Genomic DNA, 17,506 nt, shown 5'->3' with positions numbered 1-17,506 from the left:
CTGTAACTCAGTCGCGAAAAATGATGTTGCCGCAAACGCTGGAGCGTTCGCGGCAAAAGGTCGTTCGGAGAGGATTGGATCAGGCCTCGCAGGCCTTGCGCAGCTCGATCAACGAGGCTGTCGGACGCAGCAGCGACAGTGTCAGCCGCTCGACGCAGATCGGCATCACCAGCTTGGCGCCATCGGCATAAAGCGAGCCTCCCGAAGCGCGGAACGAACCCTTGTCGACGATGGTTTCGAGCACGTCGCGGGTGCGCAGCGGCAACAGGTCGGTGCACGCGCTCATGCGCGCGAAGATGTGGCTGATGGGGACGTTGTAGCCGTCGACGGCTACGAGAGGCTCTTCATTGCCTTCCTTCCATTCCTCAAGCGCTTCGAGCGCGTCATGGAACGCGTTGTGGAGGGTGATGGGCGCGTGGCCTTCATACAGTTCCGGCAGCACTTTCTGCATGTGCATGTTCCTCTTCAATCTCGTTTGGATCGTGCTGCGGCGATGCGGATCAGGGTAGTGGACCTCACTTTCACGCGCCTCCCGTACTTGCCTTATATGCAACATATTTGCACATGAGTTAAATCGCGTCCACTGCAAAACGCGCTGGACCAATCCACGCCAACATCCTGATCGTGTGCTTGCGGCGATAGTCCAATCTGGGCTTGGAGATCATCGTTCGGCCAGTTTCGGCACCACCCGAACGAATGGGAAATCTACCCGTCCGGGGCGTTTTCAAGCCGGCACAAAAACTGTCTGCTGTCAGTTAGGAAAACTGCATCTTTCCCGACAGCCGGCTCAACGAAACGGCACGGGGAAACAACTCGAGATGAATGGGTGTCGCTTGGAGGAGAGCAGACCACTCAGCTTTCGCGAAGACGTGCGCAGCCTGCTGTTCAGGGTGCTGCTTTCTGTCGTCAGCGAACGCGAGCCCGATATGGCGGAGGTTCTTACCGGCCGCGTGAGCCTTGATGCGCTCGAAAGCGGGCAACGCATTGCCGCGCTGCAGGCCACCGGCATCTGGTTCCAGCTTGTTGCCATCGCCAATGAACTTCTGGCGATGCGCTCGCGTCGCGAACTCGAACAGATGGGCGGGGCCGACGAGGTCATCGGCTCTTTTGCCAATGTGATGGGCGAAATAGCAGCCGGCGGCTACCCGGCCGAGCAGATCCAGACTACCCTCGAAGAGCTCTGCGTCGGCCCGACGATGACGGCGCATCCGACCGAGGCCAAGCGCGTCACGGTTCTCGAAATCCACCGCCGCATCTACCGCAAGCTGACCGAGCTCGAGCAGCAACGTTGGGCGCCGCGTGAACGCGAACAGCTGATCGACGATCTCAAGAGTGAGATCGAGCTGTTGTGGATGTCGGGCGAGCTGCGGCTCGAGCGCCCGTCGGTCGAGCGCGAGATCGCCTGGGGCCTGCACTTCTTCCGCGAAGTGATCTTCGAAGCGACGCCCAAGCTCTATGACAGCGTCGAAGAGGCGCTGGCCCGTCACTATCCCGAATACGATATCAAGGTGCCGTCCTTCATGCGGTACGCCTCGTGGATCGGTGGCGACCGCGACGGCAATCCGAACGTCACGGCAAAGATCACGGCCTATGCGCTCAACGAGTGCCGCCAGGCGATCGTCGGCTGGTACATCGGCCAGGTGCGCAAGCTGGTCACCGTGCTCAGCATCAGCGCCAATGTCGTCGACATTCCCGATACCTTCATCAAGGCGCTTGGGCATGCGCTGCATCGCTCCGGCAATGCCTCGGAGATCGTGGCGCGCAATCCCGACGAGCCGCTGCGCCAGTTCGCCGGTGCCATGCTCGACCGGCTGGAGGCAATGCGCGGCGCAGCCTCTGCCAAGCCTTACACACGCTCGGAGGGCTTCAAGACCGACCTGCATGAGCTTGAAAACGTGCTGACCCAGCTTGGCGGCAAGCTGATTGCCAGACGCTTCGTCCGGCCGCTGCGCCAGCAGGTGGAGACTTTCGGCTTCCGTACCGTTTCGCTCGACATCCGCCAGAATTCGACGGTGGTGAATCGTGTGCTGGCAGAGCTGTTCAAGCTCGCCGACCCGGCCGCAGCACCCGCACCCGACACGCCGCAATGGACGCAGCGTATCAGGGCGGCGCTCAACTCCGGCGAGCAGCTGGAGGTTGACAGGCTGGCGCTGTCGGAGGAAGCGCAGGAGCTGCTCGATCTGTTCGACGTCATCCGCAAGGCTTCGGCCGGCTTGAATGGTGGCGCTGTCGGTGCCTTCATCCTGTCGATGACCCGGTCGAGCGACGATCTGCTCGCCGTCTATCTGCTGGCACAATATTCCGGCCTTGCAACGGCCATGGATGGCAGCGGAACCATCGCGCTGCGTGTCGTTCCGCTGTTCGAAACCATCGCCGATCTGCGTGCCGCGCCAGACATTCTCGATCAGCTGTTCGGCGTCTCGATCGTTCGCCGGTCGGTTCGTGACTTCGGCAACCGCCAGGAGGTGATGCTCGGCTATTCCGACTCAAACAAGGACGGCGGGTTCCTCGCTTCCAACTGGGAGCTCAACAAGGCACAGCGGCGCATCACGGCACTTGGCATCAAGCGCAAGGTCAAGATCAGCTTCTTCCATGGCCGCGGCGGTTCGGTCAGCCGCGGCGGTGCGCCGACGGGCAGGGCGATCGCCGCCCAGCCGGCGGGGACCATTGGCGGCGCGATGCGCGTCACCGAGCAGGGCGAGGTGGTGTCGTCCAAGTTCGCCAATCGCGGCACCGGGCTCTATCAGCTCGAGATCCTCGCCGCGAGCGTCTTCGCCCACAGCGTCAAGTCGCAGAACGAGGCCGAGCTCAAGGACATACCGGAGTTCAGCGAGGCTCTGGAAGCCCTGACCGGCATGTCCCAGGCATCCTATTCCGGACTGATCAACGAGCCGGGGTTCATCGACTACTTCAATCAGGCGAGCCCCGTCGAGGAACTGGCGCTGCTCAAGATCGGCTCGCGTCCGGCCCGCCGTTTCGGCGCCCGCGACATCTCCGATCTGCGTGCCATCCCGTGGGTGTTCGCCTGGAGCCAGAACCGCCATCTGTTGACCAACTGGTATGGCATCGGCAGCGCGCTGAACTCGTTCGTCAATGTCCGCGGCGACGCCGGCCTCGATCTGCTCAGGCAGATGTTCGAGCGCTCGCGTTTCTTCCGGCTGGTCATCGACGAGGTCGACAAGGGGCTCTACCAGTCCGACATGGACATCGGAAAGCTCTATGCCGGGCTGGTCCAGGACCGCGAGGTCGGCGAGCGCATCTACGCCAAGATCTCGGCCGAATATGCGCTGACCAGGCGGATGATCTCCGAGGTCAATGGCGGCCTGAAACTGTCCGAGCGCTTTCCGGCCTTCAAACGTCATTTCGACCGCATCCGCCCGCAGATGGACTCGATCCACCGCCTGCAGGTCCAACTGCTGCGCGAGGTGCGCGCCCAGGACGACGCCACCGTCAACCCGAAGCGGGCCGTTAACGCGCTCCTGCTTTCCATCAACTGCATTTCCGCCGGTCTCGGCTGGACCGGATGACCCAGATTTCAGGTGCCTTGAGGTACCGCTAGGAGGAGCCCATGAATATCCCGACAAGACCCGGCATCGGCAGCGCCCGCAACTTCTTCCGCACCGGCGTCGCCCAGGCTGACCCCGCCGTCAGCGACGCGATGGGGCGTGAGCTGCAGCGCCAGCGCGACGAGATCGAACTGATCGCGTCGGAGAACATCGTCTCCAGGGCGGTGCTCGAGGCACAAGGTTCGGTACTGACCAACAAATATGCCGAGGGCTATCCGGGCCGCCGCTACTATGGCGGTTGCCAATATGTCGACGAGGTCGAGGACCTGGCACGCGAACGCGCCAAGGCGATGTTCAACTGCAGCTTCGCCAATGTGCAGCCCAACTCCGGCAGCCAGGCCAACCAGTCGGTGTTCATGGCGCTGATGCAGCCGGGCGATACGTTCCTCGGTTTGAATCTCGCCGCGGGCGGTCACCTGACACATGGCGCGCCGGTCAACCAGTCGGGCAAGTGGTTCAATGTCGTCTCCTATGGCGTCAAGACCGACACCCATCGCATCGATATGGATGAGGTCCGTGATCTCGCCAAGAAGCACCAGCCCAAGGTGGTTCTCGCCGGTGGCTCGGCCTATCCGCGCATCATCGATTTCAAGGCGTTCCGTGAGATCGCCGACGAGGTCGGCGCCAAGCTGTTCGTCGACATGGCGCATTTCGCCGGCCTGGTTGCCGGTGGCGTTCATCCCAATCCGCTCGAACACGCCCACGTCGTGACGACGACCACGCACAAGACCCTGCGCGGCCCGCGGGGCGGCATGGTGCTTTCCAACGACGAAGAGATCGGCAAGAAGATCAACTCGGCGGTGTTCCCCGGCCTCCAGGGCGGCCCGCTGATGCATGTCATCGCTGCCAAGGCGGTTGCCTTCGGCGAAGCGCTGACGCCAGATTTCAAGGTCTATGCCGCCAACGTCGTCTCCAATGCCAAGGTGTTGGCCGAGACGTTGCAGGAAGGGGGTGTCGACATCGTCTCCGGTGGTACCGACACGCATCTGATGCTCGTCGATCTCAGGCGCAAGAACCTCACCGGCAAAGCTGTGGAAGCTGCTCTGGGTCGCGCCCACATCACCTGCAACAAGAACGGCATCCCGTTCGATCCGCAGGGGCCGATGGTCACGTCAGGCGTTCGCCTGGGCACACCGGCATGCACGACGCGCGGCTTCCTCAATGAGGAGTTCCGCCAGGTCGGCCGCATGACGATGGCCGTCATCGACGGGCTTGCGGCCAATGGCGAGGAAGGCAACGCCAAGATCGAAGCTGCCGTTCGTGAGGAAACGCACGATTTGGTCAGCCGATTCCGAATCTACGACTGAAATCTGTCGCTGCAGAGCGGGCGCACCTTGGCGAATTCGATTGGAATGCGCCAAGGTACGATGTCGATGGCTGGCTGATGGCGCAACACAAGAAGCTCAATGTCCTGATCGCCGAGCGCAACCCGCTTGTGATTTCGGCTTTGCGCGACATGATCAGCCGCGACGAACGTTTTGTATTCGTCGAGGGTGTGCAGAGCGGTGATGCCTTCATCAAGGCGGTGGCCTCGGCTGAGCCGGCATTCGATGTCGCGATCGTTGCCTGGAAGCTGTCCGACATGGATGCCAGCGAGGTTCTCACCGAGTTGCAGCGCCGACAGCTCACCGCGCGCATGGTGATCTTTTCCAACGACCACGACGTCGGCATCCTGAAGCAATGTGTGCGCCTGGGCGTGCAGGGTTTCTGCTATCAGTTCGACGATCCCTGCATCCTGTTCGACACGCTGCTTGCGGTCGCCAATGGCCGCATCTGTATCCCCTACATCGATGTCGCCAAGATCAACGAGACGCCGCTGTCGCGATTGACGACGCGCGAACTCGAGCTGCTCGGCGTGCTGGCCGACGGCTGGACCAACCTGCAGATCGCGACGCGGACCGGAATCTCCGAGAACACGGTCAAGTATCACCTGAAGAATCTCTACGACAAGCTGGGCGTGCGCAACCGCGCCATGGCAGTCGCGCTTTATGCCAGCGAACGCAAGCGCGGCCCGCAGACGGGCACCCGATAGAGCCGTTCAGGGCAAGCCGAGGGCCTGTTTTTCTTCAGCCTCCGAGAGCGGCGCCCCGGCCTGGGTCGTGGACAGATAGGCATCGACAGTTTCCGAAGCCCCGGCCGGAGCATAGTCCTGTCCGGCAGCCGGTGCCGCCACGGCAAGCCTTACGTCCCACTGCTGGCCGGCGCGGCAAACGATCGAAACGAGGGACGAGCCTGACGCGCGGTGAAGCTCGAACTCGCGGCAGAGCGCGCCGGCGCCATCACGGAAACTGGAAACGAGCCGTACAGTCGTGTCGCCGACAGTCACATCGCTACCTGACGGCGTTGCATTGAGCGTTCTGATCATCGCCGGGTCGGTAATCCCAGCAATGGCAAGGCCGGCCGCAACTGGCATGCCTGCCTTGCCGGCGAGATAGCCGCCGGCGCCGACGATGACGGCGGCAAGCGATGCCGCGAGCGGCAGCGTCCAGCTCGAGCCGACCTTGCTTGGTGCTGCCTTCGGCTGGAAGGTCACGACGTTGTCTGAAGCAGGCTGCTGGCTTGGTTCAGCAGTTGCGTTTTCGCGCATGCGTGCCTCTTCGATCATCTTCTGCACCGACTGCGTCAGCGCCTCGGGAACCGGCTCGTCGATCAGCGGCTTCAGCGCCGCTGACGCTTTGGCGCGGCTTTCCAGGAAGGTGGCGATGCGGACAACGAGCGCATCGTCGCTGCCCATAGCCTCCTCGATCGCCGCCGTGGTTTCGGCGTCGAGTTCGCCGTCGGCGAAGGCCATCAGTGTTTCGTCGTCGAAATCGCGCCTGTTCATGCCTTCCCACCTTTACCCGGTGAACGGTCGGTTGCGGCGTTTATTCCAGCCGCCTCTGCAAGATTCTTGCGGGCCCGGGCAAGCCTGCTCATCACTGTACCAATGGGGATGCCCATCACCTCGGCCGCCTCCTTGTAGGACAGGTCTTCGACGCAGACGAGCAGCAAGACCTCGCGCTGATCGTCAACAAGCTCGTCGATTGCCGCGGCCACGCTTTTCAGCGTCAGCCGGGCTTCGGCGTCATGCTCGCCGCTTACGCCGACGATGTCGTTGCGGTTGTCGATATCCTCGCGCGGGCCGGCCGTCTTGGTCCGGCGCACCTGGTCGATCCACAGGTTGCGCAGGATGCGGAACATCCAGGCATCGAAGCGGGTGCCCGCTTCGAACCGGTCCTGGTTGGCGAGCGCTCGTTCGCATGCCGCCTGCACGAGATCGTCGGCTAGATCACGCGACCGGCACAGCGAGATGGCGAACCGACGCAGATTGGGTAGGAAAGCGATCAGCCGATCGCTGACCGAAACATCGTCACCCTTCATGCAGTCCTATCCTGTCTCTCCCGCGGAAATCGGCGAGGTGATGGAATAAACCGGTCTCCCGTCCGTTGGGCTCAAAATGCACAAATGTAGTCAAAATGATATGGGATGACGAAAGGCTGATGTGGATCGCTAACAATTGCCATCAGCGCGCCATATCGCCAGGGAAAGGACAAACCATGAAGCTGAAGCGCCCGTCAGGTTCCCTTGCGCTTGTGTTCGCGGTGGCGCTGGGCGGCGCGACCTTTGGCGCGTCCGTGGTCACTCCCATGCGGGGAGAGGTTTTCGGCGGCGGGATTGCGCTGGCCGATGACGACGATGATGATGGCGGCGGAAGCCGCTCGGAGAGCAGGGATTCCAGCGCGCCGGGAACGGGGAAGGGGCGTAATCTCTTCGATCTCTTCGGCAAGCCTGAGCCACGACGCAAGGTGGTCCGTACAGCGCCCGCGCTTGTGCGCGAGGCGCCACGGGAGATCGTGGCAATCGGCCTCGATCAGGCCTCGATCACGCGCCTGACCGCCGCGAGCTACGGCATCAGCGACCGGGCCGATGTTCCGCTCGTTGGAGCCGAAATCGTCAAGCTCACTGTTCCCAACGGCACGACGCTCGAAGCGGCGCGTGCCGAGGTAGCGGCCACGGCACCCGATGCGGTCGTCGACTTCAACCATTTCTACCGCCCCGACCAGGACCGTGCCGAAGCTTGTGGCGCGGAACAATGCCTGGCGCGCCATGTCGTCGGCTGGCCGGAGGCATCTGACATGCCGGATCGCTGCACGGCATCGACGCGGATCGGACTCATCGACACGGCGATCAATGAGGAACATCTCGCCTTTGCCGGCGGGCGGATCGAGACGATCCGACTGGCGGCTGGTGACCTGCCTGAGTCCGGGCGCCAGCACGGCACCGCGGTGGCAGCCCTTCTCGTAGGCTCGGCGGAAAGCCGAACGCCGGGCCTCGTGCCCGGCGGCGAACTCGTTGCGGTGGATGCTTTCCAGCGCAATGGCAATGACGACCGGTCCGCCGTCTACGATCTTGTGCGGGCGATCAACCTGCTGGCGGGCAAGGGGGTGCTCGTCATCAACATGAGCCTGACGGGTCCGGCTAACCTTCTGCTGGAACGAACGGTCGAAGCGGCGGCAATGCGCGACATCGTGCTGGTCGCGGCCGCCGGCAATGGCGGCCCGCGCGCCGCCCCGCTCTACCCCGGCGCCTACGAGCCTGTGATCGCCGTAACGGCGATCGACCGGCGCAAGAATCCCTACCGGCGGGCCGGAGCCGGCGATCATATCGACATTGCAGCACCCGGCGTCCAGGTCTGGACGGCGGCCTCGGTCAAGGGTGCCTCATCAAAGACCGGCACGTCCTTTGCCGCACCTTTTGTCACGGCGGCAGTGGCGATGGTCAAGGCCGCCAATCCTGAGCTCAAGGCCGGCGAGGTCGAGACGCTTTTGCGCCAGGGTGCCGAGGATCTCGGCAAGCCCGGCAAGGATCCGGTGTTTGGCTGGGGCCTGCTCAACGCGCGAACGATCTGTCGGAGCTGAGCCGCAGGCGACGCGCGAGAGGCGTCTCGTATCATACTGTTTTCATGCCGATTTGCAGGTTTCACGCCGAGATTGAAAATAGTTTGCCGGCGATGGAATAGGTTCTCGCAACGCCCGTTTTTCCTGACGTAGCCGCTCGGCGGCGCAATTCAGGAGAACCGCAAATGCCAATCCCTTGCTCGCCTCGTCAGGCACTACGAAGGCCTTCTTCCACGACGGGGAGAGGGCAATGATCGCACAGTTGCTACAGACGCCCTTCGCGGCCGAACTCGCTCGCTTCTGCATCAACCTGACCGGCATGTCGGCACTGCTGTTCGGCATGTATTACCGTCGCTATCGCGACAAGGAACTGGTCACCGCCGCGGCGCTATTCAACATCTTCGTCTTTGCCGTGCTGACCGTGTTGTCGACCGTCCAGTTCGGCGTCGCCGCCGGCTTTGGCCTGTTCGCCATCCTGGCGCTGTTCACGCTCCGCTCGGAACCGCTGTCGAAGACCGAGATGACCTACTTCTTCGGCAGTGTGGCGGTTGCCGTCATCTGCTCGGTCCAGGGCACGACCTTGCCCTTCGTGGCGGTGACGGTTGCCTTGGTGCTCGTCGGTGCCTTCGTCATCGATCATCCCCGCATGCTGCAGTCGGTCAGCGGCACCAAGGTGTCGCTCGACAAGATCAATGTCGCGCTGCTGTCGGACCCCGCTGCCATGCGCTGCGAGCTGTCCCAGCGGCTGGGCGTCGACGTGCTGTCCTACCAGGTGCTGCAGCTCGACTACATCACGGAAATGGCGAAGCTCAATGTCCATTATCGCAAGCACTGACGTGCTGATCGCAGGCGGATTCGCGCCGATCAGCCTGAAGGCTCTGAACGGCAAGGCCGCCATGTTGGAGCGGCTGGACAACAAATATGTTGTCGACGGCACCGTGCTGATGCAGGCCGCCGGCGCTTTCACCGAGGTCTTCGACATGTTGGAGATCGAAGGCCGGCGCGCCTTCACTTACGAGACCTGCTACTTCGACGACGCCGGGCGCCGCAGCTATTTCGACCACCACCAGGGCCGGCGGCAGCGGGCCAAGGTGCGCATCCGGCGCTATGTCGAGGCGGGGCTATGCTTTCTGGAAGTGAAGCTGAAGGACAAGCGCGGCATGACCGTCAAGAAGCGCCTCGACCTCGACGTCGAGAGCTTCGGCAAACTCGACGACGAGGCAGTGACCTTCATCGACAAGGTCTACGACGCGCAATACGGCCAGGCCTTCCCACATCAACTGTCCCGTGTCCTCGACATGCGCTATCGCCGCATGACGCTGGTGGCCCGGCAGGGCGGCGAACGCATGACCATCGACACCGGTCTCGAGTTCTTTGCCGGCGGCGCGCGTCGTGCCGTCGACCCCAACCTGTTCATCCTCGAAACCAAGTCGGCAAATGGCAATGGCGTTGCCGACGGCATCCTCAGGGCGCTGCACCAGCACCCGACCAAGCGCTGCTCGAAATATTGCGTCGCCACCGCGCTGCTGAACCCCGGCACCAAGCACAACCGCTTCCTGCCGGCGCTGCGCAAGCTTGGCAGCGTGACCGATCGTCCAGCCCTGCACCAGCCAAACATCCAATAGGAGTGAGAGACATGATCAAGCACTTTACCGCCGCGCTGCTCGGCGCTTCAGCCCTCGTGCTCGCGGCCCCCGTCATGGCAGGTTCGTCCGAACTTGCAGTGCTGGACAGCAGGCCTGCTCCGGCAACCGCGCCGGACGGCCAATCGATCAACGAACTGTCCGGCCTTGCCTGGGATGCCGACGAGAAGCTGCTTTACGCCGTCTCCGACGACGGCGTGCTGCATCACTTCCGGCTCGAGATCGCGGACGGCAGGATCGCCAATCTGGAGCCCGTCCAGTCGGTGCCGTTGAGGGCAGGCGTGGCCCCACAGGTCGTCAACGCAGAGGGGCTGGCCGTCAGCAATGGCAACAACGGCAAGCAGGGCGACACCCAACTTCTCGTCGCCTTCGAGGATGGGCCGGCTATCCATCGGGTCAAGCCCGACGGCACCGTGCTCGGTGCGCTGCAACTGCCGGAAGCACTGGCCGATGCGGCAAAGTACAGCGAGGCCAACAGCCGCCTCGAAGCGGTGGCAATCGCGGGTTCGCTTGGTGTGGTCACTGCACCGGAGGAGGCGTTGCTGAGCGAGCCGGGCGACACCCACACCATCCATGGCCTCGACGGCAGGCGCTGGAGCTTCGCTACCTTCCAGCCCAAGCGCAGCAACCTCAAGGCAATCGAGCCGATGCCGGAAGGTCGCCTGCTGCTGATTGAACGGACGCGCCAACAGAAGGGCGCGCCAAGCATCGGCCGCCTCAGGGTTTTCGATCCGAATACATGCGGCGAGGCCAATGTTTGCGCTGTCGAAAATCTCGACCCGGGGGTCAGCCAGTTGCTCACTGACAACTTCGAAGGACTGACCGGCCTTGGTGGCGATCTCTATCTGCTGGTCACAGACAAGACGAAGAAGGAAGGGCCTGCAAGCTTCGTTCTGGTCTCGGTCAAATCAGGCGCCTGATCCCCACCTTCCCATAGTGATTGGCGGCAACCGGCTTCACCTACTGGCTGCCGCCGCTGGCGTTTGAGGTTGCCGCGAACGTCAGCCGACTCTCTTTGCCGCTCACTCTGCGAAAACATAACGTGCAGGGACGCTCCCGCCCGTTTGGGCAATGCGGACCGCCCGTTAGCGACCTCTGGCGTAAAATTTCCGACACCGCGTCGGGCCAACAAAATCCAATCGATTCAATGACATTGGGTTTCGTCGAAAGTCGTGGTGCGACAAGTGCGCGCGGTCGTCACTTGACAGGAAATTAACTTTGCCAGACATTCCTCAGGGGAAATTAATTTCCCGCAGAAGCAAACCAGAATGAAGCCGAAAACGGCCGTGGTGCAGGAGGAAAAATGGAAGCGACTTTAAGTCAGCAACGCGGGGACGCGACTCTCGAACAGCGCATCGACAAGATGCACGGGCGTGATCGAGCGGGCCTCGTGGCATTTGTCGTGGTGCTGTGGTGCACCATGTTGTTTGCCCTGTTCAGTGTGTGGTCCTACATCGCGCTGCCGGAAATCCGCATCATCCTGTCCATCGCCTGCGGGCTGGTCCTGATCTTCAACACGGCGGCCATCGTCGCCATGCTGCGCCACTATGTCGAAGACAAACACTTCATCTATGGCCTCGACCTCAAGCATCTCGACGAGATGCGTCGTCGGCGCGGCTGAGGAGCGCTCAATGGCTTACAAACCTCCGAAACAGAGTCTCGCCGGCCAGATTTTCGACGTCGTGACCTTGCTCGTCCTGACCATCGGCGCGCTCTACGTTCCCCTCTATCTGGGTCTGGCGGGCGCCGTCAAAGTGCCCAATCCGATCGCCAATCCGACCTGGGAAGCGCTCGGCCAGAACGCCGCCGAGCAGCAGCAATGGGCTGCCCTCGGCATCACCGATCCGGCGGCCGCCAATGACATCATCACCGCCCGCTTCGACTACAGCTTCAGCTGGAGCGCGCTGATCGTCATGGTCGTGCTGGTCATCGGTTACTTCGTCATGGTCGTGCGGTTGTCCGACAAGGAATACCGCGAAGTCATCGACGAGCGCTTCGGCGACAAGAAGCGCTAGGGGAGGCCACAATGGATATCTGGAACATTCTGGAATACGCGGCCTGGGCGCTCTCCGCGTTGTTTGGCGTCCTGATGCTCATCGACCTCGTCCGCATCGACAGCACCTATGACAACGAGCTGCTGATCTCCTCTCGCGAAGGCGAGATCGAGGCGACCGCAGAACGCCACGAGATTTGAGGGGACGACGATGGCAAATGTGACTTCAACCGCAGCCGAGCCCGAACGGCTCCAGCTGCTGCGCGTGCTCGGCCCCGCCCATATCTGGGCGCTGGGCGTCGGCATCGTTCTCGTCGGCGAATATATGGGCTGGAACTTCTCGGTCGGCAAAGGTGGCATGATCGCCGGCCTGATCGCCTGCTGGGTGGCCGGCCTGCTCTATACCTGCGTCGCCATGATCGACTCCGAGGTGACCTCGACGGTCGCCGCGGCCGGCGGCCAGTACGCGCAGGCCAAGCATATCGTGGGCCCGCTGATGGCCTTCAATGTAGGCCTATTCCTGGTCATGGCCTACACCATGCTGGAAGCGGCCAACGCGATCACTGTCGGCTTCCTGCTCGACACGGTGGCCGGCATGCAGGGGCATAGTGGCCTCAACCAGCAACCCTTCATCATCCTCGCTATCATGTTTCTGGCATGGCTCAACTATCGCGGCGTGCTGGCGACGTTGACCTTCAACCTGATCATCACGGCGATTGCCTTCCTTGCGATCATCACGCTGTTCATCTCGGTACAGTTCGGCGCCTCCAGTGTGCCGCTCGACTTCTCGGCCGTGACCTCCGATCCGCTGCCTTACGGTTGGGTCGGCATCGTCGCGTCACTGCATTTCGGCCTCTGGTACTACCTCGGCATCGAAGGCACCTGCCAGGCCGCAGAGGAAGTGCGCTCGCCGGCGCGGTCGCTGCCTTACGGCACCATGGCCGGCATCATGACGCTGCTGATCGCCGCGACCATGACCTGGTATGTCTGCTCGGGCCTCATTCCGTGGGAATATCTCGGACAGGCCGGCACGCCGTTGTTCGATGCAGCGCGCGTCACCGGCAGCACTACACTGATGATCCTGCTGTTTGTCGGCACCACCTTTGCAACGCTTGCATCGGCAAACGGCTGCATCAACGATGCCTCGCGCGCCTGGTTCTCGATGGGCCGCGACCGCTACCTGCCGAGCTGGTTCGGTGCCGTGCACCCAGTCTACCGCACGCCTTACCGTTCCATCGTCTTCCTTGTTCCGATCGCGTTGATCTTCGCGCTCGGCGCACCGCTCGACCAGGTCGTGACCTTCTCGATCCTGTCGGGCCTGCTCGGCTACACCTTCATGACCTTCAACATGGTGATGTTCCGCAACAAGTGGCCGCTCGACACGATCAAGCGCGGTTATGTCCATCCGTTCCACCCGCTGCCGACCATCGTGCTCTTGATCCTGTGCTCGACGGCCTATTTCGCGGTGTTCCTCGGCTATGGCACGCAGCTCAGCGCGATGATGTGTTTCTACATCGTGGCGTCGCTCTGGTTCCATTTCCGGCGCTACCAGTTCGTGCGCCGCGGCGACCAGTTCACCATGCCCTGGCCGAAGCCGCAGGGTTACTGACCAGGCATGGCGGCGCGGATCTCCGCGCCGCCATCTTCCAAAAAACAAGGCGTTGCCGATGCTCACCACGCTTGCCTTCTCTGCCTTCGTCGCAGTTTCCTGCGGCTGGATCGGTACGCGCGCGGTCCGTGAGCATCGCGGCGCCCTCGCCGAACGCAGGAGGCTGCTCGATGACGCGGCCCGGCTGCTTGAGAATTCGCAGATTTCGTTCGGGCCAGACCAGTTTCCGGTTCTCGTCGGTCGGATCGGCGATGGCCGCCGAGCCAAGATCGAGCTCATTGCCGACACGATGGTCACGCGGCGACTGCCGCAGCTGTGGCTCAGGGTGACGCTCAGCGAAAGCGGGGAGCGCAACAGGCCGACAATCGGCGCGCTCGCCCGGCCGACAGGCGCGGAATACTACTCTCTGGTCCATGACATGCCGGAATGGCTATCACCGGCGCAGACTGACGCCTCGCTGCTGATGCGCGGCGATGGCCGTGCAACGGCATGGCAGGTGGAGCGCGTTTCGGCGCTGTTCCGCAGCCTGTTTGCCGACCCGAAGGTCAAGGAAGCCGTCATCACGCCGCGTGGCACCCGTATCATCCGCCAGGCCGCGCAGGGCGAGCCTGGTGCGCACAAGGTGCTGAGGCAGGTGCGTTTTCCGCTGACGGCGATTCCCGCTGACTTGGTGGCACTGGCCATTGACGAAGCTGAAACGCTGAGCGCCTTGCTGGTCGAAGACGACATCGTCGCTCCCGTCTATCAAGCGGCTTGAGGGTTCCATGACAAAAACGATCAATCCTTATGTCGTTCTGGCCTTGGCTGTCGTGCTGCCCGGTGCCGGCCACGTCGCGGTACGCGACGCGACGCGCGGGCTCGCCTTCGCCTTTTTTGTCGTTCTGTTTTCCGTGCTGTCCTACGTCACTACGACGCCGGAAACATCGTTCCTTGGCCGCCATGCCGGCGGCCTGTTCGTCTGGGCGCTGTCGATACCGGATGCCTATCGACGGGCGCGGATACGCTGGTTCATGGCTCCGAAGGTCTGACTCTTCAGCTCGCCAGCCTGCAATCGCCGCGGCCGGCCAAGGCGTCGAGATTGCCGGCGTTGGGGCAGAAATTCCGATAGGATGCCTCGAAATCTCTGGTTTCCAGCCGGTCGCTGCAGACGCGTCGTGCCGGGCACATCATGCAGGTCCGGCGCATGTCGCGGTTCCATTCCGGGTAGCGGTTCTCGAAAGTCTCTGCGTCGATGCCCTTGGACTTGATGGCCTCGGGCAGCAGGATCTTTGAGGCGAAGGCAAGACGCATGGCCTGCCTGAAGTCCGACCGCGATAGCCCGCACTCTGCCAGCATGCGTTCGCCGTCATTGCCGAGTTCGCTGATCTCCAACACCGCGGCACGCCGCTGGCGCCAGTCCTTGAAGCGGAGCACGACTGTTCGCCAGAGCTCGTACGACTGCGGTATCGTATTCATTGCTGCTATCTCCCACATTCACGAGACACCCTCATCCTTTGCAACTGTTGCAGGCGGGGCGGCAGCGTTCCTTGCGCTGGATCAAGCTGGCGGCAAAAAAAGAAGGCGGGTTGCCCTGCGTGCAACCCGCCCCAACAGAGGCCTGTTTGAATCTGCCGGTCAGGCGGCAGATTGGGAGATCACGCCGCGGCGGATCTGATCTTCCTCGATGGATTCGAAGAGTGCGCGGAAGTTGCCTTCGCCGAAGCCCTCGTCGCCCTTGCGCTGGATGAACTCGAAGAAGATCGGCCCGATCACGGTCTTGGAGAAGATCTGCAGCAGAATCTTGGTCATGCCGCCGTCGACCACGCCTTCGCCGTCGATGAGGATGCCGTGCTTCTTCATCTTGTCGAGCGGCTCGTCATGGCCATGCACGCGGTTGCGCGACATCTCGTAATAGGTGTCGGGAGGGCCGGGCATGAATTTCAGGCCCTTGTCGGCGATCCGGTCGGTGGCGGCATAGATGTCGTCGGTGCCGACCGCGATGTGCTGGATGCCTTCGCCCTTGTACTTCCTCAGATATTCCTCGATCTGGCTGGTGTCGTCCTTGGACTCGTTCAGCGGAATGCGGATCTTGCCGCAGGGCGAGGTGATGGCACGGCTGACGAGACCGGTGATGCGGCCGTCGATGTTGAAGAAATGGATCTGCTTGAAGCCGAACAGCTCGCGGTAGAAGTCCCACCACTTGTCCATGTTGCCGCGATAGACATTGTGGGTCAGGTGGTCGAGGAAATAGAAACCGACGCCCGCAGGCTTCGGATCGGCTTCGCCGAGCCAGTCGAATTCAGCGGCATAGGCCGAGCCCTTGGTGCCGTATTTGTCGACGAAATAGAGCAGCGAGCCGCCGATGCCGACGATGGCCGGCACGTCGAGCGCCTTGTCCGTGCCGGTGTAGGGGGTAGCGCCCTTCGACACCGCGTGGTCGAAGGCGTGCTTGGCATCGACCACGCGCCAAGCCATCGAGGCAGCGCAGGGGCCGTGCTCATCAACGAAGCGCATGGCGTGGCTGCCAGGCTCGGCGTTGATGATGTAGTTGATGTCGCCCTGGCGCCAGACGGTGATCTTCTTCGTCTTGTGGCGAGCCACAGGCTGGTAGCCCATGCGGGCGAAAAGCTCTTCCAGCTTCTCGGGTTCGGGATGGGCGAATTCGACGAATTCGAAGCCGTCGGTGCCGGCCGGGTTGTCGTCGCTGATCCTGGCCGGGGGCGCATCGTGCGGGAACGGACCCATAGAAATTCCTCCTCAAAACTCGGTAGTGCATATTGTGCCCTCGATTCCATGCAATGTGCTTGCATTCTGGCCTCCTATGGGTCGATCTATGCGCGGAACGTGCATGGATGTGGAGGTATATGCAATGAATGACGTGCTTGACCAATTCGACCTCAAGATCCTGCGCGCGCTGCAGCTCGACGGGCGGCTGACCAACAACGAACTGTCGGAGAAGATCGCGCTGTCAGCTTCGCAGTGCTCGCGTCGGCGTGCCCGGCTGGAGGCGGAAGGCTTCATCCGCGGCTATCAGGCCATGCTCGACCGCGAGCGACTGGGGCTCGATCTGCTGGTGGTGATCTCGGTGACGCTTGCCACCCACAACCGCGACAACGCCCAGCGTTTCGCCCGCCTGGTCAACGACCTGCCAGAGGTGCTTGAGGCCTATTCGCTGACCGGCGAGATGGACTACCACATAAAGGTCGTGGTGCGGGGATTGTCGGACCTGTCGCGCTTCGTCAACGAGGTTCTGTTGCCACATGATTCCGTACAGCATGTGAAGACAGCGATCGTGCTGAACACGCTGAAGCAGTTCGGGCCGCTGCCGATCGGGTAGGGCGCGCAAAGCGCGACGCGGGCGCCCTCCCGCCCCCTTGTGGGGAGCGGACTAACGCCGCTTGGCCAACAGCGCCCGCTCGACATCGGCCAGTCCTGCTTCGATGCGCTCGATGGCACCCGTGCCGAGCGCCTTTTCAAGGGTAGCCTGATAGGTGTGGGCGAGGTCAGCGATTTCGCGATAGGCTTTCTGGCCGGCTGCCGTCAGTTCCAGATGTTCGACCCGCCGGTCGGTCTCGTTCTCCCGGCGCTTCAGCCAGCGGCGCTCCTCGAGTGCTGCGACGGCGCGGCTGACCTTGGTCTTGTGCATGTTGGAATGCGTGCCGATCTCGGTCGCGGTCATGCTGCCGACGCTGCCCAAGGCGGCGAGCGCTCGCCATTCGGGCCGCGTCATCTGGAAACGCTGCTTGTATTCCCTGGAAAAGCTCAGGCTGATCAGCTCCGCCGCCCGGTTCAGCCGATAGGGCAAAAAGCTCTCCAGATCGAATGCGTCCGGCATCTCA

20 protein-coding genes are annotated in these 17,506 nt (G+C 62.5%); 14 read left to right on the top strand and 6 right to left on the bottom strand.

Features of this window, described 5'->3' with window-relative positions:
* Positions 1-79: 79 nt before the first annotated feature.
* Positions 80-451 carry a hypothetical protein gene (locus N7E70_RS28945; RefSeq protein WP_067967937.1) on the bottom strand — a complete coding sequence of 124 codons (372 nt, stop codon included), beginning with the start codon at positions 449-451 and terminating at the stop codon, positions 80-82.
* A gap of 382 nt (positions 452-833) precedes the next feature.
* Between N7E70_RS28945 and N7E70_RS28940 the strand changes: the two genes are divergently transcribed.
* The 3 genes from N7E70_RS28940 to N7E70_RS28930 all read left to right on the top strand — a co-directional run bounded on the left by N7E70_RS28940 (position 834) and on the right by N7E70_RS28930 (position 5,598).
* On the top strand, positions 834-3,527 hold the full coding sequence (locus N7E70_RS28940; protein ID WP_269441471.1) for a phosphoenolpyruvate carboxylase: 2,694 nt from the start codon (positions 834-836) through the stop codon (positions 3,525-3,527).
* Positions 3,528-3,568: 41 nt separating this feature from the next.
* The gene (gene glyA / locus N7E70_RS28935; protein WP_263008337.1) at positions 3,569-4,873 is read left to right on the top strand and encodes a serine hydroxymethyltransferase; all 1,305 of its coding nucleotides are present in this window, start codon (positions 3,569-3,571) and stop codon (positions 4,871-4,873) included.
* A gap of 77 nt (positions 4,874-4,950) precedes the next feature.
* Positions 4,951-5,598 (top strand): LuxR C-terminal-related transcriptional regulator, encoded by a 648-nt coding sequence (locus N7E70_RS28930; RefSeq protein ID WP_263008336.1) that lies wholly within the window; start codon positions 4,951-4,953, stop codon positions 5,596-5,598.
* A gap of 6 nt (positions 5,599-5,604) precedes the next feature.
* Here N7E70_RS28930 and N7E70_RS28925 read toward each other — a convergent pair whose 3' ends face one another.
* Entirely contained in the window at positions 5,605-6,390 is a 786-nt protein-coding gene (locus N7E70_RS28925; RefSeq protein ID WP_263008335.1) for an anti-sigma factor family protein, read from the bottom strand.
* Positions 6,387-6,926: an RNA polymerase sigma factor gene (locus N7E70_RS28920; protein ID WP_263008334.1), complete on the bottom strand. Its 540-nt coding sequence runs from the start codon at positions 6,924-6,926 to the stop codon at positions 6,387-6,389. Before N7E70_RS28920 ends, N7E70_RS28925 begins: the two co-directional genes overlap by 4 nt.
* A gap of 176 nt (positions 6,927-7,102) precedes the next feature.
* Between N7E70_RS28920 and N7E70_RS28915 the strand changes: the two genes are divergently transcribed.
* The 10 genes from N7E70_RS28915 (at position 7,103) to N7E70_RS28870 (ending at position 14,716) form a co-directional block, all read left to right on the top strand.
* Positions 7,103-8,464: a S8 family serine peptidase gene (locus N7E70_RS28915; RefSeq protein WP_263008333.1), complete on the top strand. Its 1,362-nt coding sequence runs from the start codon at positions 7,103-7,105 to the stop codon at positions 8,462-8,464.
* Positions 8,465-8,693: 229 nt separating this feature from the next.
* Positions 8,694-9,278, top strand: a complete 585-nt coding sequence (locus N7E70_RS28910; RefSeq protein WP_263008332.1) for a DUF4956 domain-containing protein — start codon at positions 8,694-8,696, stop codon at positions 9,276-9,278.
* The gene (locus tag N7E70_RS28905; protein WP_263008331.1) at positions 9,256-10,068 is read left to right on the top strand and encodes a polyphosphate polymerase domain-containing protein; all 813 of its coding nucleotides are present in this window, start codon (positions 9,256-9,258) and stop codon (positions 10,066-10,068) included. The genes N7E70_RS28910 and N7E70_RS28905 overlap by 23 nt, the downstream gene beginning before the upstream one ends.
* Before the next feature lie 11 nt (positions 10,069-10,079).
* On the top strand, positions 10,080-11,006 hold the full coding sequence (locus N7E70_RS28900) for an esterase-like activity of phytase family protein (RefSeq protein ID WP_182575088.1): 927 nt from the start codon (positions 10,080-10,082) through the stop codon (positions 11,004-11,006).
* 383 nt (positions 11,007-11,389) lie between these two features.
* Positions 11,390-11,707, top strand: coding sequence for a hypothetical protein (locus tag N7E70_RS28895; RefSeq protein WP_067967959.1), 318 nt, complete (start codon positions 11,390-11,392; stop codon positions 11,705-11,707).
* Between the two features lie 10 nt (positions 11,708-11,717).
* Entirely contained in the window at positions 11,718-12,101 is a 384-nt protein-coding gene (locus tag N7E70_RS28890; RefSeq protein ID WP_067967963.1) for a hypothetical protein, read from the top strand.
* 11 nt (positions 12,102-12,112) lie between these two features.
* Complete coding sequence (locus tag N7E70_RS28885) at positions 12,113-12,280, top strand: hypothetical protein (protein WP_154384350.1); 168 nt, start codon at positions 12,113-12,115, stop codon at positions 12,278-12,280.
* Positions 12,281-12,290: 10 nt separating this feature from the next.
* The gene (locus tag N7E70_RS28880) at positions 12,291-13,688 is read left to right on the top strand and encodes an APC family permease (RefSeq protein WP_067967966.1); all 1,398 of its coding nucleotides are present in this window, start codon (positions 12,291-12,293) and stop codon (positions 13,686-13,688) included.
* 58 nt (positions 13,689-13,746) lie between these two features.
* On the top strand, positions 13,747-14,445 hold the full coding sequence (locus tag N7E70_RS28875) for a hypothetical protein (RefSeq protein ID WP_263008330.1): 699 nt from the start codon (positions 13,747-13,749) through the stop codon (positions 14,443-14,445).
* A gap of 7 nt (positions 14,446-14,452) precedes the next feature.
* Entirely contained in the window at positions 14,453-14,716 is a 264-nt protein-coding gene (locus N7E70_RS28870) for a hypothetical protein (RefSeq protein ID WP_067967972.1), read from the top strand.
* Positions 14,717-14,720: 4 nt separating this feature from the next.
* Here N7E70_RS28870 and N7E70_RS28865 read toward each other — a convergent pair whose 3' ends face one another.
* Both N7E70_RS28865 and hppD read right to left on the bottom strand, forming a co-directional pair.
* On the bottom strand, positions 14,721-15,143 hold the full coding sequence (locus N7E70_RS28865; RefSeq protein WP_263008329.1) for a hypothetical protein: 423 nt from the start codon (positions 15,141-15,143) through the stop codon (positions 14,721-14,723).
* Between the two features lie 159 nt (positions 15,144-15,302).
* Entirely contained in the window at positions 15,303-16,412 is a 1,110-nt protein-coding gene (gene hppD / locus N7E70_RS28860) for a 4-hydroxyphenylpyruvate dioxygenase (protein WP_263008328.1), read from the bottom strand.
* Positions 16,413-16,536: 124 nt separating this feature from the next.
* Between hppD and N7E70_RS28855 the strand changes: the two genes are divergently transcribed.
* On the top strand, positions 16,537-17,004 hold the full coding sequence (locus N7E70_RS28855) for an Lrp/AsnC family transcriptional regulator (RefSeq protein WP_192320249.1): 468 nt from the start codon (positions 16,537-16,539) through the stop codon (positions 17,002-17,004).
* Positions 17,005-17,055: 51 nt separating this feature from the next.
* Here N7E70_RS28855 and N7E70_RS28850 read toward each other — a convergent pair whose 3' ends face one another.
* Positions 17,056-17,502, bottom strand: coding sequence for a MarR family winged helix-turn-helix transcriptional regulator (locus N7E70_RS28850; protein WP_067967980.1), 447 nt, complete (start codon positions 17,500-17,502; stop codon positions 17,056-17,058).
* Positions 17,503-17,506 lie beyond the last annotated feature (4 nt).

Origin of the sequence: Aminobacter sp. NyZ550 (genome assembly GCF_025628925.2) — a bacterium.
Classification (GTDB): Bacteria; Pseudomonadota; Alphaproteobacteria; order Rhizobiales; family Rhizobiaceae; genus Aminobacter; species Aminobacter ciceronei.
Note: the sequence above shows the minus strand (reverse complement) of the source record. Positions and strands in the feature narration are given on the sequence as shown.

Bases quoted from the DNA above. Each gene is read 5' to 3' on its own strand.
- N7E70_RS28945 (WP_067967937.1), bottom strand. From the start codon at position 451: ATGCAGAAAGTGCTGCCGGAACTGTATGAAGGCCACGCGCCCATCACC.
- glyA (WP_263008337.1), top strand. From the start codon at position 3,569: ATGAATATCCCGACAAGACCCGGCATCGGCAGCGCCCGCAACTTCTTC.
- N7E70_RS28930 (WP_263008336.1), top strand. From the start codon at position 4,951: ATGGCGCAACACAAGAAGCTCAATGTCCTGATCGCCGAGCGCAACCCG.
- N7E70_RS28925 (WP_263008335.1), bottom strand. From the start codon at position 6,390: ATGAACAGGCGCGATTTCGACGACGAAACACTGATGGCCTTCGCCGAC.
- N7E70_RS28920 (WP_263008334.1), bottom strand. From the start codon at position 6,926: ATGAAGGGTGACGATGTTTCGGTCAGCGATCGGCTGATCGCTTTCCTA.
- N7E70_RS28915 (WP_263008333.1), top strand. From the start codon at position 7,103: ATGAAGCTGAAGCGCCCGTCAGGTTCCCTTGCGCTTGTGTTCGCGGTG.
- N7E70_RS28910 (WP_263008332.1), top strand. From the start codon at position 8,694: ATGATCGCACAGTTGCTACAGACGCCCTTCGCGGCCGAACTCGCTCGC.
- N7E70_RS28905 (WP_263008331.1), top strand. From the start codon at position 9,256: ATGTCCATTATCGCAAGCACTGACGTGCTGATCGCAGGCGGATTCGCG.
- N7E70_RS28900 (WP_182575088.1), top strand. From the start codon at position 10,080: ATGATCAAGCACTTTACCGCCGCGCTGCTCGGCGCTTCAGCCCTCGTG.
- N7E70_RS28895 (WP_067967959.1), top strand. From the start codon at position 11,390: ATGGAAGCGACTTTAAGTCAGCAACGCGGGGACGCGACTCTCGAACAG.
- N7E70_RS28890 (WP_067967963.1), top strand. From the start codon at position 11,718: ATGGCTTACAAACCTCCGAAACAGAGTCTCGCCGGCCAGATTTTCGAC.
- N7E70_RS28885 (WP_154384350.1), top strand. From the start codon at position 12,113: ATGGATATCTGGAACATTCTGGAATACGCGGCCTGGGCGCTCTCCGCG.
- N7E70_RS28880 (WP_067967966.1), top strand. From the start codon at position 12,291: ATGGCAAATGTGACTTCAACCGCAGCCGAGCCCGAACGGCTCCAGCTG.
- N7E70_RS28875 (WP_263008330.1), top strand. From the start codon at position 13,747: ATGCTCACCACGCTTGCCTTCTCTGCCTTCGTCGCAGTTTCCTGCGGC.
- N7E70_RS28870 (WP_067967972.1), top strand. From the start codon at position 14,453: ATGACAAAAACGATCAATCCTTATGTCGTTCTGGCCTTGGCTGTCGTG.
- N7E70_RS28865 (WP_263008329.1), bottom strand. From the start codon at position 15,143: ATGAATACGATACCGCAGTCGTACGAGCTCTGGCGAACAGTCGTGCTC.
- hppD (WP_263008328.1), bottom strand. From the start codon at position 16,412: ATGGGTCCGTTCCCGCACGATGCGCCCCCGGCCAGGATCAGCGACGAC.
- N7E70_RS28855 (WP_192320249.1), top strand. From the start codon at position 16,537: ATGAATGACGTGCTTGACCAATTCGACCTCAAGATCCTGCGCGCGCTG.
- N7E70_RS28850 (WP_067967980.1), bottom strand. From the start codon at position 17,502: ATGCCGGACGCATTCGATCTGGAGAGCTTTTTGCCCTATCGGCTGAAC.